Here is a 13,182-nt window from a genome sequence, read left to right as displayed (position 1 = left end):
GGTAAATTATATTTTACGGCCTTTTGATTTAGCAGGCGCATTCGATTCTTCTTGTTGCTGCTGCTGTTTTTTGTCATCAGGATTTATCTGTCCCGATTTTAAAGGCTCCTTTATATTGCTGGTAGCTTCATTAGTTTTGCCCTCGGAATTGACGGCCGTCTGGGTTTTATGCGCCTCAGAAGGTTTTATCTGGTCTTTGATTTTATCTGGGTTTTGGAATGAAAAATCTGTTTTATTGGTCTCCTTGTTGTAGGTGATATATCCATTGTATTCCTTGCCTTTTTTATCAACTAAGCCGCTTACATAGACAGTCTGTCCGTCTTTGAGCTTTTGATGCTGTTCATTATCAAGTTCTTTATCTCTAAAGTTTTTTGGTGCCCCCTGAGTTTGGCTCTGAAGATTGCTTTGTGTCAGTTTAGTATCATTTCTGTCAAAGAGAAATTCAACAAAACGTTTATCGGCGTTGAATTGCACAGATGCGTCAAAGGCCGTTCCTTTTTTGGAAATCATACCTTCTAATTCAAGTGGTTTTCCCTCCATTAAAGTCTGCTTTTGCTGTTCACTAAGTTTAACTCCTTTAATTTCATCGGGAATTTTAATGAAATCCGTACGCAGTGCCACCACTTCATTAGTGAGCCTGTCTATACTTATAATGGAGGGCATGACTTCGTTTGTCTTTGGATTAGTCAGATTAACCACACGCCCCATATTGCCTGTCTGCAGCAGATTGTCTTTATCTTCTTTGCTGAACTCGTGGCCGAAAAAAGGAAAATTTAGATTTGGTCCTTTTCGGATGCCGTGAATAGCCAAAACAACCTGTCCCTCGTCGTTTTGTTTCAGGGACAAACGGGCATCCATTTTTGTAACTGCGGTGCCAAGGTTTAGACTGACCGGTACAAGCTCATTTGTTTTATATCCTTTGAGCAGCGGATCAAGCAGGCTCATTTTTTCAAGTTTTTCTTTGCTTAAACCAAGGTGGTTTAACGTTTCCCAATCGATCTGTTCCGGTTTGTATTTGTATTCACTTGTTTCCGGATTTGTCTGTGCTGTTTCCATATTAATTTCATTTTTTTGTTTATCCTCTTTAATTTGATGCTGTTTCATTAATTGTTCCCCTTCAGCAGTTGGATTATCTATTTGTTTTTGCAGCTCTTTTGAAGTATCAACAGCCAGCAGTGCTGGGATTTTGAAGAACGAAAAATTAGTTGGGTTCTTCAGCTGGCTGAAAAAATTGGAAAAGAAATTTGAAAACAAATCGCCCTGTTTATCAACACGCATAAACTGATTTTCATTTTTGCGGGTAGGTTCTACGGTTTCCAGATTGCCATTTTGGTCAATGCCTTTTACCGCCATGATTTTCTTTTTCTCTTTATCAAATACCAGCAGTATATCGGATAATTCTTCCTGAGTTTTAAGTACATCTTTAATTGGGTCGCTCATAATTTTATATTTAAAATTCATCTGCGAAATTATAGGATGAAAAATAGCAGTGGGAAACAGGGAATCCTTTGGCATTGTTTTTCACTCTCTGTCATATGCTTTTGGCTTTCGGACATTAAAACTATCCCTGATAAACTGGTGTACATCAGAGAGCTTGTAATAAATTTTTCCGCTGATAGTGTAATAGGGTAGCCTGCCCGATGATCGGTAACGCTGAAGTGATCGTGAGCTTATTTTAAGCATCTGCAATATATCCTGATTATCCAATAGCTCTTCACCGTCAACACTCCCACGCTTTTTTTCCAGTTCGCTGATATGCGAGCTCAAAAGGTCGAAACGTTCTAAGATGCGTTCCATCCACGATAAAAATTCCATTCTGTCTATATTCATGGCGTTAAATTTTGCATTAGTGATGCAAAGTTGCTGATGGCAAAAGTTTTTAACTGCCAATGCCTGCCAATGTAAAATGCTGTTTTGTGAAAAATTTAACTGTATAAAAAAGTATTTTAATTCTTGATTTACTTTAGTTTGAGGACAAAAAGAGGCCGATTATTTTTTCAGCCATTGAATGCCAATTGCCTCATATTGGCAAGTGAAACTGAAAGTTTAAAAGACACTAGAGCTCCTTTTCCATGTGCTGTTTAAGCGATGATTTAAGCTGATCCAGAAAAATGCTTTTGCTGTCAGTTCTGTCTTTCATCCTATGGAAGGCATGATGAACATCGCCGAGCTGTATCCTGAACAGCAGCTGGAAAACCATGCTTATTTTGCGGATGCCGGCTTTTCCGTGAGAAATGCTCCCTGATGCATGAAGTGCGTAAATTAATTCGATAAGGGCATTCTTTGAATCAGTCCAGAAAAAATCTCTGTTTGCTGTATTGTCTTCTGAAAAAATACTGCCCTGCTGTGTGTCTGGTTCAATTTTGGAAAGCAGGTAACTGTAAAGCAGTTCGTTGGCAATTATGCGAGCTACCTTATAATCGTAATAAGTGGAAAACTGCGTGTCAATTTCAAAAACAAAACTATTCACTCCTTCATGAAGATCAATCTTCCCTCTGCAAAAAAAGTGGTGGTCCCATTCGGTTCTTCCTGTGCGATAGTAGCGGTAAAAATCAGTGTTGTAAAAGTGCTCTTTATATTCCTGCTTGAGCAGATTGAGCTCATTGGAAAAATATTTAAGATGCATTTTTCCTGTTACAACCGGGCACGATGCTTCAATACGGAAAACCTTATTGTAGAAAATCAGTTTTCCCAGTATCTGGGGTTTGATACTTTTAAAGAAATTAATCTCTTCGTTTTCATCGGAGAATCCCTTTTCCAAAACATTTTTTTTTACCGTACCAAGCAGGTTTCGAAGCACGGTAGTCATATGGTAGGATTTTTCGATTATATGTTCAGGTTCTAAGCTGAATTGCTGTTCTTCTTTTCGAATAACCTGAAGCGCCTTCTCACATGTAGATCTTATCATGGCAGCAGAATTTAGATTTATTTGAACAAGGAAAAGCGGGAGGCATTGCTGCCCCGAAATTTATGACGTCACTTTTCGCTGGAATTAAAATATTGGCAGATCAGCGCGGAATATTGGTTTCATTCTGCAGTGTCTGCATTAGTTCCATAGCATAGTTTTCCCGAGCCTGTACATACGCTGTTTTTGGTATTACAGAAGCGCCTAGTTTTTTCTTTTCAAAAGTTGCCGAAATGCCGAAATCGATTCGTCCAATCTTAAGTTCCCGTGCTCTTTTGATTGTCTGGTAGAGTAGTTGTCTGTAAAGATTATACCCATCACCGGCAGTGTAGTCCATTCCTATAAGATCGGGAACATATACGTTGGATGAATTTTTGTAGCAGAACATTACTCCGATGAAATTGACTGTATCCAATTTTTTGATTCTCAGGATAATGAACTCCCAGTTTGCACAGCTGTTCATATTTTCAAAAACTTCTCTGTTGTACGAAAAGTTATTGATGGCTAGATTGCGCTCCTTCACATTGCAGTAGAGCTGGTAAGCCCTGTTTGATTCTTCCTCGTTGAGGCAGTCTTTTATTTCAACATCATAGAATTTTTCGTATTGAAGTATTTCCCTATTGAAATGCTGGCGGGAACGGGTTGTAAGCAAAGAGCCATAATTCTCAAATTCAAGAAGGTGCTTATGTTCAATGACACATGATTCGGGCATATCTATCCTAAAGTAGCCTTGGTTTCTTATGAGTTCATCCCATCGGAAACCATGCTCAAAATCACGCAGGACAAGCATATCTGCGCCTAGGGAATTATATTTTTCTTCAAGCTCATTGAGCAGCATTCTAACCGATTGCTCTGCCAGAGGGTGGCCAGGAGAAATATAGCAGTGTAAGCCTTCTGTAAATAGTGAGCCTGTGCTTAGTACTTTGGAAGTCATGTACATAGGATTCGTTTTTCTAATTTCCTCCATGTGCCTTGAGACTGACTCTGTAGAGAGCATATCATCTTTCCAGATGCCGATTGTACAGAAGGTCATTAAAACCACCTGCATGCTCTGGTCACGGATTATATAATAAAAGAAATCCCATTTATTGGAAGGATCCTGACTATTTGAGAAACTACGTTCTAGATATTGCATTCCTTCCCAGTCAAGAATATTGTGAATGCCCAAATATTTGTTCCATTCCTGTTTATTGATGTCCGTTATTGTGGTTTTCTCTTCAATTTGCAGCAGTTCTGTCTGCTGTTTTTTAACAGACAGCTTGGTTTTGCTGTCCATTCTGAAAGCCTGTCGTATCTTTTGCTCACTACTTTGGGTTTCTTCAACTGCCTTGTCGAAGTGATAATCCATTGCGCGGGCAAGTTCTGTTATATCTTCCATTTTATTATGTGCAGATATAGTGATTCGGATTCCGGTATTTTTTATCGGTACTGCTGGATATATGCCAAGGTTTAAATAAAAACCCTCTGCAAAGAGGCGCTTTGTAAAATTAAAAGCAGTAGCAGGTGTTCCCATTCCAAGAAAGAAAACGGGAGAATCGTTTTCTGACACTAGAGGCAGACTGGTTTTGGAAAGAAGGCTGCCGAAATGTTTTGTTTTTTTTGCAAGTTCAGTTTGAAGCCCATAAATTTCATCCGAAAGATGTATATCGCAAGATGCTATTGCGCCGGCAACTGAGGCTGGTTCAAGCTGTGCAGAGAAGGTAAGGGGACCGCCGAAAGTTTTAATCTTTTCGCGTAATTTACTATCCGTGCAGAAGAATGTGGCTCCGCTGGCTCCAAAAGTCTTGCTCAGCGTGCTTACAACGACAATATTTTCTTCAAGAGTTCCAATAGCATCAAAGATAAAACCGGTACCATTTTTTCCTTTCCAGCTCATTCCATGCACATCATCAAAATAGAGGTGAAGCTGTGGATACTTTTGGGTAAGGTGCTGCAGCTCTTGTACCGGTGCATAATCTCCGTACATAGAATAAACACCATCGGCCATGTACCAGATTTTTCCCGATTTGCCCATCAGCGTCCGAATTTTATCTTCAAGCATTTCAAGGTTACTATGGCGTATCATTTCCACTGGTATTCCTCTAAGTTTTAGAATCTGACAGGCATTCTGAACACTCCAATGCGCCTGATGATCGACAATAACGGCATCTTCATCCCTTATAAGGGTTGGGATGATCGCCATATGTCCAAGAGTGCTGTTTTTGGTTATGATTGCTGGTATCATGTACATCTGCTCAATCTTATTTTCCAGTTCAGCATATAAAGGGTGTGAAAGATAAGTTTTAGAAAGTGGGAACTGCGTTCCATAATTATTTATGGCGGTAATTGCGGCCTCTTTGAGCCTTATGTCCTGTTCAAGTCCCAGATATCCTGTAGTGCCAAAATGGAGCATCTCGTCTCCGTTAATTGTTATGGTTCTCCCATTGAGATATTTACCTTCGGCATAGAGGTGCAGTATGCCTTTTTCTTTCGCATCTGCAAAAACAGTGTCTACTGTATCAATAAAATTGTTGTGTTTTATTTTTGCCATTTTTTATAGATATTTTTTAGGGTTATATTTTTTTGTTGTTAACTACTTGAAAAACAATAATCTAAAATTCCTTATAAAAAATGGAAATATTTTAATTTTATATTTTTTTACTCCCTTTAAAGCAAGTTTTATTCCCGAATTAGCAACGAATTTGATGTTTTTGCAAGAAAAAATCCATAATTGGCAATTACAATGTTTATTAATCTTTATATTTTTGTTAAATTACACCCCTTTATTTAAAACTGATAAGACATGATTGCAGCACATGAATCTTATGAGAATCAAAATGCGAGGTTTTGGATTGAGGATGGAATCCTTTTTTTCCAGTACAAGCCCAGTACGACAATTGATTTAGAAGTAGCTATGCGTGTTGTAGCAGACAGGATCGCATTTCAAAACGAAAGGCATCTTCCTATCTTCTGTGATACCAGAGGCATTGCCTCAATTGACAAAGCAGCCAGAGATTATCTCGCTAAATCCGGTTCAATGCTTGCAAAAGCAGTCGCTCTGATCGGCAGTGAAAATGTTTCTATGACTATGAGCACTTTTTACTTGGAAATCAGCAAGCCATCTGTGCCTACAAGAATTTTTACTATTGAACAGGAGGCTTTGGATTTTCTAAAGGGTTATATTTATTGACAGGGTATCCAGAAAAGACTATACGTAAATAAAATCAGGACTGATGAAAAGACCCCATAACAGAAAGAGGATGATATCCATGCAGAAGATGTTATTTGAGATGGCACGGGGCAATTTCAATAACCAGATTCCCCTTAGTGATTATGATGATGAAATTGAAACTCTTGTAGTTCTGGTAAACATGGTCGCCGAAGAGCTTAAAGAGTCGGCCTTTCATTCTGGTTTTGTAAATCCCTATATTACCCACAGGATGTTAACATCTGCGACTTTTATTTTAGATGAAAATCACCATATAAAAAATGTAAATCAAGGAGCTTTGGAGATTTTGGGATATAATGCAGCAGAAGTGCTCAAGCGGCCGATACAAGAATTCTTGGACAATGACTTCAGCAGTATGTCTGACATGGAGAAAAAAGAAATGGAAGAAATGCTTTTGTCAGGGGAGATCATTACACTGAATTTTATAACAGTCAAAAAGCTTATTGTAACTGCTGAGTGTTCCGTATCGAGATTATCACATGGTAAGTTTACCGTTCTCAGTTTTGTGGCTCCTTTTCTCCAGGTTAATGAAACTTCTTCGGAATCTTTACCTGTAAAATTAGAGAAGCATTCTAATTTCGGGCAAACTGATGCGCGTATGCTGCAGCGGGTTTATGATTATATATTAGCGAATTTGACCGAGCCATTACCGTCCATTAAAGAACTGGCAAGACAGTTCGGTACAAATGATTTTAAACTCAAAGACGGATTCAGGCATTTTTTCCATACAAGCGTTTACAAGTTTTATACAGAGCAGCGTCTCCAAAGGGCTTACCTTATGATAGAGCAGACTGATATTCCGCTTAAGAATATTGCCTTTATGAACGGTTTTAACAGCTATCCTAATTTTTCAAAATCATTCAAAAAGCAGTTTGGATTTTCTCCAAAAGAGCTCAGCAGAGGCAGAGCGGGTGGTTTTTTACCATTGGATAACCTTAATCCTTTATAATTAATTTTTGCTCCCGATAGTATAAGTCTTATGTTTTTGAAATTCAGAATTTTACATTGTTGAATTTTAAAACAATATGCTATGGCTGTCATATTAAGTTCCAGATTTAAAAAGATTATTGTTGATGTAGTCTGCTTATTATACATATTGCTTTTTGTATATGCAGCTGTTAGTAAAATATTGGACTTTGAGAAATTTCAAGTACAGCTTGGTCAGTCGCCTTTGTTCAGCGCTTTTGCAGGCTGGATTTCGTGGAGTGTACTGTTGTCAGAATTCATTATTGTATTTTTTCTACTCATTCCTAAAACTAAGATGAGAGCTCTATATGCAGGTTTTTGCCTCATGAGCATGTTTAGCGCCTATATTTTTATTATGCTGTATTTCAGTTCTTTTATTCCGTGTTCCTGCGGTGGAATTTTAGAGAAAATGAGCTGGACACAACATCTTATATTTAATTTATTGTTTGTCTTGTTAGCTGGGGTTGCACTATGGATTGATTATAATGATTTAAACGGAATTAGAAGAAAATCTTCTCGTCTCCCAATTAAATTTTATCTGTTTACTGGTTTTTTTGGAGGAACAATAGCTGTTATTTTATTATATCTATCCTCAGAAGAAATCATGCAGCATCAAAACCCATTCATCAGACGTTATCCACATCACATTGTAACGTTCAAGAGCACCGTGGATCTTAAGTACAATTCTTATTATTTTGCGGGGTCACGAGGTGACAAACTTTATATGGGAAATTCAACAGTACCGCTTTATTTATTATCTGTAGATGCAAAATTAAAGAAGCAGAAAATAAGAGTAAAATTGGATCGTGATACTTTCTTGTTTAAATCAATCAAATTGGCTGTGCAACCGCCTCATTTTTACATTATAGACGGAAGGACTCCAGCAGTTTTTATTGGAGAAACAAAAGACTGGCAAGCTTTTTTACAGGAACCCAAACCGCCGTATTTTAATATTGCCGTACCAGTAGACAGTTTAACTATAGCTTTTAGAGGGATCAGTAAGAATGCAAACATTTTAGGATTTTATAAAGCTGGGAATAAACACCAGGTAGTTATTGCACCTAATCTTTTAGAAAAACAGATTGATGGTATATTTGATACAGACGGAATGCTTCATTACAGTGAAGAATTGAAGCGTATAGTTTATATCTACAGTTACAGGAACCAGTATATTGTAGCTGATCAGAGCGGTAAATTAGTCTACAGAGCCAACACAATCGACACTATTTCTCATGCCAAAATTAAAGTAGCCTATCTTAAAGATAAAACAGAACAGACCGTGGCCGCTCCTATTTTGAGCGTTAATGCTTCAAGTTGCGTTTATGGACATTTATTATTTGTCAATTCGAATGTGCCAGGTCATTTTGAAAAAAAAAGTATTTGGAACCAGGCTTCGGTAATTGATGTTTATGATCTTAACGCAAAAGCCTACTTGTTCAGCTTTCATATTTATAATATAGATGGAAAAAAAATTCGAAGTTTTCTCGTTACTGAGAATTTGCTGTATGCACTTATAGATGAAAAATTGGTGATATATGAACTTGGGGAACTGCTCAAGAAAGAAATTAAAAAAGTATCTAATAGACGATGATACATTAAAATATACTAGCGCAAGTATCAGGAACGAGATCGAACACCTGTAGAAAAAAGTAGATCGCTATTAACTTTAAATTATATTGTTATGAAATTAATAAATTTTAAAAAAGTTTTGCCCATTGTAATTTTTGCATTGGGGATTTTAGGAGCATTTGCTACAACCTCTATGCAGTCTGTTAAAGCAGAAATGGCTCCTGTGATAGGATACGTAGCTACTCCCGATGACCCATGTGGTATTCAGGTTGAATGCAGTGATCAGGTTGGACAGTTATGCCGACTTTTCTACCCAGACGGGCCACAGGCTAAAGCGTTGGACGATGACAGCGAAACATCTTGCTCTCAAGAGATCTATCGTCCATAAAATAATTTTCTAATTTTAATTTTAATGCAATGCAGTTCATTTTGAACTGCATTGCTGTTTTGTATAGTTTACTTACTGAAGACCTGTTTTTATCCAATCTGCTGGTGAAACATCTTTGAGATGATAATCAAACCACTCTTGAAACTTTTCAGATAAATCTTTTTGATTTTCTTTTTTAGTAAGTGTGTGCCCTTCTCCAGGATAAAGAAGTAATATATGTTTTTTTTTGAGCCGTCTTAAAGCAAGATACAATTCAATGCTCTGATTCCAGTTCACCTGTTTGTCATCTCCCCCTGTCCAGGAAAGAAGAGGTGCTGTAATATTTTTAGCGTATAGAATAGGTGTATTTCTGTCGTAGGCTTCTTTATCTTCAAACAGTGATCTGCCCATACGCCACTGCTGGTTTTCAAAACGCCAGATGTCAGGCCGGCCTGAATTTCCAATGTTCAGATATAAACTTGTAAGATCAGAAGCTGCACTTCCTGACAATGCTGCGGCAAAGAGATTCGATTGTGTTATTATGAAATTTGTTTCATAGCCTCCAAACGAATGCCCCGTAATTCCGATCTTATCTGGATATACCAGCCCAGCTGAGATAATTTTCTTTGTAGCTGCTTCAACACAGTCAACGGCTGATAATCCAGGGTTCCCGAGTTCATAAGATATGTCAGGCGCCAGTACAAAATATCCCTGAGTGGTAAAATTGGAAATATTAAAAGAACCGTCACCATAGTATTGGGAAGGGTTTAAGTATTTATGATGAAGATCTTTTGCAAGTTTTTCATATATATAGACAATCATAGGATACTTTTTCTTTACGCTGTATTGAGCTGGATAAAATAAAATTCCTTTAAGAGCTTCTCCTTTAGAATTTTTATAATTTATCATTTCTGATTTACCCCAATAAAAAAACTTTTGTTGCGGGTTGCTTTGAAAAATACATTTTGATTTTTTTTTACTCAGGTTTCTTATCATAAGCCGCGGCGGAAGATCATAACGCTCCTCAGTATAAGCGATAAGATTTCTTCTCTGGGATTCTATCAGCTGATCCAGGCGCATATTGCTTGAGGATAAAATCTGTTTTATAGTATTAGGATGCCATTTATAAAAACCATAATTTCCATTACTATCTACGGTTTCCAGCGGTAAACCCTGCTTCATATTAATAGGCAAATAAGTTATTCCGCCGTAATCTGATTTAGCGATGCTCTTTTGTAAATTGCCACAAAGACGGAATTGCGTATTTGTTTCCCTGCCTTTTGTAAGTCTCCATGCAGAAGCTCCGTCAGGAGTTAGAGACCAGAGATCATAAGCATCATATAACAATATTTCCTTATCATTTTGAGTCCATCCTATTACAGGGTAGGGATCTTTATTTTGGTACTGCTTTTCACTACTGGCAAAATTGCTGCCTAAATTTTCTGTGATATTGCTGTGTTTTCCGTTTTTGATGTCATAAATCCACCAGTTTTCATCTTTAAAGTAGGCAATATATTTCCCACCAGGAGAAGGGATTGTGTGATCATAATGGGCAGAATGATTTTTTAATAACAATCTTCTTTCCCCACTAGAAAGATTTTTTATATAAAAGTCCCTTTTTCCTTCATAATCAAACTGGGGTTCGTATCTCTGGGGATTGGAAAGTACAGCGTAACGCTTATCTCCTGTCAGCATATAACTTGGCAAGGTATCATTCGAAATAAGCTCATACTTATTTTCCAGAGGAAGCCAGAGAGCCAGATATGTTTTTCTGGATTTTTTACGTTTCTCATCGATAGGATAGATCCATTTTGCGTTTGTGTTCCAAAACTGCAAATCCGAACTGTTGCTTTTTTTTGCGCTGTATTTCTGCTCGACCAAGAAAAAAAAATTATGCGAATCATCAGAAATTTTCAGCTTGTTTTTCTCTGCTACAGAAAGTGAATCTCCCAAAACATTCCTTATAAGGTATTCTTTGCTGGATTTATACATCTTATCAGTTGACAGGCTGTAATATAAAAGAGCGGTGCCTGACATGCTTTCGTCTTCTGCTTTTTGAGTAAATGCCAATGCATTTCCCTTAGGATGCCATATCAGATTTGAAAATGAAGTCCGGCACTTCAAAAGATCTTTATCTTGTTTTGCTTCAGTCAGATCTGATATGGAAATGGTTTGTGTGCCATTTTTTGATGTAGTGTAAAGGAGCATTTTTTTATCATTACTGACTATAAACAGGTCCAATTTGGAAATCTTCTTTTGGATATTTCCATTCAAGGCGCAGATCAGCAGTGTTTTTTCCTTTCCATTCGAGGTTGTCAGAGCGATAATTTTTTTTGCGGCAGGAGAATAAATATATTGCAGGGCATTTGCAATTACAGTGTTTCTGCCTGTTTTTAGATTAAAAATATTCATGCCTTGAGCATTATGGTAGAAAAACCAATCTGAGCCCGCAAATGTATCCGTATTTGCCTGCGGGAAAGCAAAAGTCTGCATAGATTTTATGTTTTTTATGAACAAGGTATCACGTGCATTTTCGTATGAAACACTATAGGAAGCCCAGCTTCCGTCAGCACTCAGGTTATTAATTCGTAATGTTCCCCATTTTGAATAATCTTCACTTGTAATCCATTTTTTTTGCTTAACCTGCCCCAATAAAGGGCAGGCCACTAATTGCAAATATAAAACTAAAATAAAGGATGCCTTACGGCGGTGTATTCTAAGGTTTGGTTTAAAATATATTTTCATATCTATATCTTTTATCCAATTAATGAGGATTTTGCGATCCCAGGTTAGGGTTAACGATAAATTCGCTTTCAGGAATTGGCAGAAGCCTGTCAGAGGTGTTCCAGCCAGGTTTCACATTCAATACAGCATCTAGTCTGTCTGTTCTCTTCAGATCAAAAAAGCGATGCCCGTATTCAGTGAAAAACTCCTTTCTTCTTTCTTGAATTATAACATCCATTATCTCTTCCTCAGTACTTATTTCAACATCAGGGAGACCGGCTCTTTTTCTGATCTTATTGAGATCCTCAACAGCGCCTGCTGTATTTTTCAGTTTCAGTCGGGCTTCAGCCCGTATCATATACTGTTCAGTTAAACGCAGTACTACAGAATATTCTTTTGAAGTGCCTGAAACTTTAGATTCTTTATATTTAGAAGCATAATGCCAGGTGCCGGATGCATTGCTTACCGCTGTGGTCCAGCGCTGTTTGCGCCGGTCATTAACTGCAAAAGAATTTAGCAACGACTGGCTCAGAGAGATTAAAGACGGAGGTCCCGAAATAAAAGTAAATAAAACGCCTTCGTCTGTATTTTTGCCGGTAATGCTTGGCATAAACTGCCAGATTGCTTCAGTAGAACCTTTAAGAAAAACGTTGTCGAGATTTTCCTCAAATGTGTACAATTGAGTCTGTTCTATAACTTCTGTAGAGAATTTAGAAGCCTGCTGCCAGTCTTTTTTGTAAAGGCATACCCTTGCCAAAAGTGCCTTGGCAGCGAAGCGGTTGGGCCTTACCCTCTCTGTCGAGGAATAAGCTGGAAGAAGGAGTACTGAGGCAGCTTTTAAATCTTCAATAATGTTGTCAAAGACTAGGTTTTCCGGCATTCGGTTTACTGTGCTGTTTGTTTTGTAGTCAGTGGATTTGATATATGGAATATCGCCAAAAAGCTGCAGCAGGTAAAAATGCAGCAGTCCGCGCACAAATAGAGCTTCACCTTCTAATTGGCTTTTTTCTCTGGAACTCAGCTCAGAGGAGAGAACGCCTTCAAGTACTGAATTTGAAGCATAAATCTGGTTATAGGAATTATTCCAGAATAATGCCAAGGTACTGTTTGATGGAAGCACCGTGTTGGTGTAAAAAGCAGAGGTTGCATTGGCAGCAGAACCATAAAATGTAAGTTCATCGGTGTAATTCCCTAGATAGTTGTTTAGACCAAACTGAGTGCCGGTTAGTACGCCTCTGTCCCTTACTTTTGAAAATACATCAGTCATGGCGGCATTCGCAGTCAGATAATCTTCAAACACATTGTCGCGATTAAGCTGGGATTTTGGCATATCGGTCTCCACAAATGAATCGCATGAGCAGAAAAATATGGACAGGAGATAAAATATTTTTATTCCACCTGCTGGGAAAAATGAATGGTATTTTTTGATTGTTGGTTTCATAA

At 37.8% G+C, this 13,182-nt stretch carries 10 protein-coding genes; 4 read left to right on the top strand and 6 right to left on the bottom strand.

Going from position 1 to position 13,182, the window contains the following annotated elements; genetic code table 11:
- Positions 1-6 precede the first annotated feature (6 nt).
- The 4 genes from ACFFLS_RS12040 to ACFFLS_RS12025 form a co-directional block, all read right to left on the bottom strand.
- Positions 7-1,440 carry a DUF3945 domain-containing protein gene (locus ACFFLS_RS12040; RefSeq protein ID WP_379686614.1) on the bottom strand — a complete coding sequence of 478 codons (1,434 nt, stop codon included), beginning with the start codon at positions 1,438-1,440 and terminating at the stop codon, positions 7-9.
- Between the two features lie 81 nt (positions 1,441-1,521).
- Positions 1,522-1,830 (bottom strand): helix-turn-helix domain-containing protein, encoded by a 309-nt coding sequence (locus ACFFLS_RS12035; RefSeq protein WP_379686616.1) that lies wholly within the window; start codon positions 1,828-1,830, stop codon positions 1,522-1,524.
- Between the two features lie 226 nt (positions 1,831-2,056).
- Positions 2,057-2,908 (bottom strand): RteC domain-containing protein, encoded by an 852-nt coding sequence (locus ACFFLS_RS12030; RefSeq protein ID WP_512699773.1) that lies wholly within the window; start codon positions 2,906-2,908, stop codon positions 2,057-2,059.
- A 100-nt stretch (positions 2,909-3,008) separates the two neighbouring features.
- Entirely contained in the window at positions 3,009-5,435 is a 2,427-nt protein-coding gene (locus ACFFLS_RS12025) for an aminotransferase class I/II-fold pyridoxal phosphate-dependent enzyme (RefSeq protein ID WP_379686618.1), read from the bottom strand.
- A 252-nt stretch (positions 5,436-5,687) separates the two neighbouring features.
- Between ACFFLS_RS12025 and ACFFLS_RS12020 the strand changes: the two genes are divergently transcribed.
- The 4 genes from ACFFLS_RS12020 to ACFFLS_RS12005 all read left to right on the top strand — a co-directional run bounded on the left by ACFFLS_RS12020 (position 5,688) and on the right by ACFFLS_RS12005 (position 9,036).
- The gene (locus ACFFLS_RS12020; protein WP_379686619.1) at positions 5,688-6,074 is read left to right on the top strand and encodes a DUF7793 family protein; all 387 of its coding nucleotides are present in this window, start codon (positions 5,688-5,690) and stop codon (positions 6,072-6,074) included.
- A 43-nt stretch (positions 6,075-6,117) separates the two neighbouring features.
- The gene (locus ACFFLS_RS12015) at positions 6,118-7,062 is read left to right on the top strand and encodes a helix-turn-helix domain-containing protein (RefSeq protein WP_379689398.1); all 945 of its coding nucleotides are present in this window, start codon (positions 6,118-6,120) and stop codon (positions 7,060-7,062) included.
- Between the two features lie 81 nt (positions 7,063-7,143).
- Positions 7,144-8,670: a MauE/DoxX family redox-associated membrane protein gene (locus ACFFLS_RS12010; protein WP_379686622.1), complete on the top strand. Its 1,527-nt coding sequence runs from the start codon at positions 7,144-7,146 to the stop codon at positions 8,668-8,670.
- 90 nt (positions 8,671-8,760) lie between these two features.
- Positions 8,761-9,036 (top strand): DUF6520 family protein, encoded by a 276-nt coding sequence (locus ACFFLS_RS12005; protein WP_379686624.1) that lies wholly within the window; start codon positions 8,761-8,763, stop codon positions 9,034-9,036.
- Positions 9,037-9,108: 72 nt separating this feature from the next.
- Here ACFFLS_RS12005 and ACFFLS_RS12000 read toward each other — a convergent pair whose 3' ends face one another.
- Together ACFFLS_RS12000 and ACFFLS_RS11995 are read right to left on the bottom strand one after the other, a co-directional pair.
- Positions 9,109-11,760 carry a S9 family peptidase gene (locus tag ACFFLS_RS12000; RefSeq protein WP_379686625.1) on the bottom strand — a complete coding sequence of 884 codons (2,652 nt, stop codon included), beginning with the start codon at positions 11,758-11,760 and terminating at the stop codon, positions 9,109-9,111.
- A gap of 19 nt (positions 11,761-11,779) precedes the next feature.
- Positions 11,780-13,180, bottom strand: a complete 1,401-nt coding sequence (locus tag ACFFLS_RS11995) for a RagB/SusD family nutrient uptake outer membrane protein (protein WP_379686627.1) — start codon at positions 13,178-13,180, stop codon at positions 11,780-11,782.
- Positions 13,181-13,182 lie beyond the last annotated feature (2 nt).

This window comes from Flavobacterium procerum (assembly GCF_042431625.1).
Classification (GTDB): Bacteria; Bacteroidota; Bacteroidia; order Flavobacteriales; family Flavobacteriaceae; genus Flavobacterium; species Flavobacterium procerum.
Note: the sequence above shows the minus strand (reverse complement) of the source record. Positions and strands in the feature narration are given on the sequence as shown.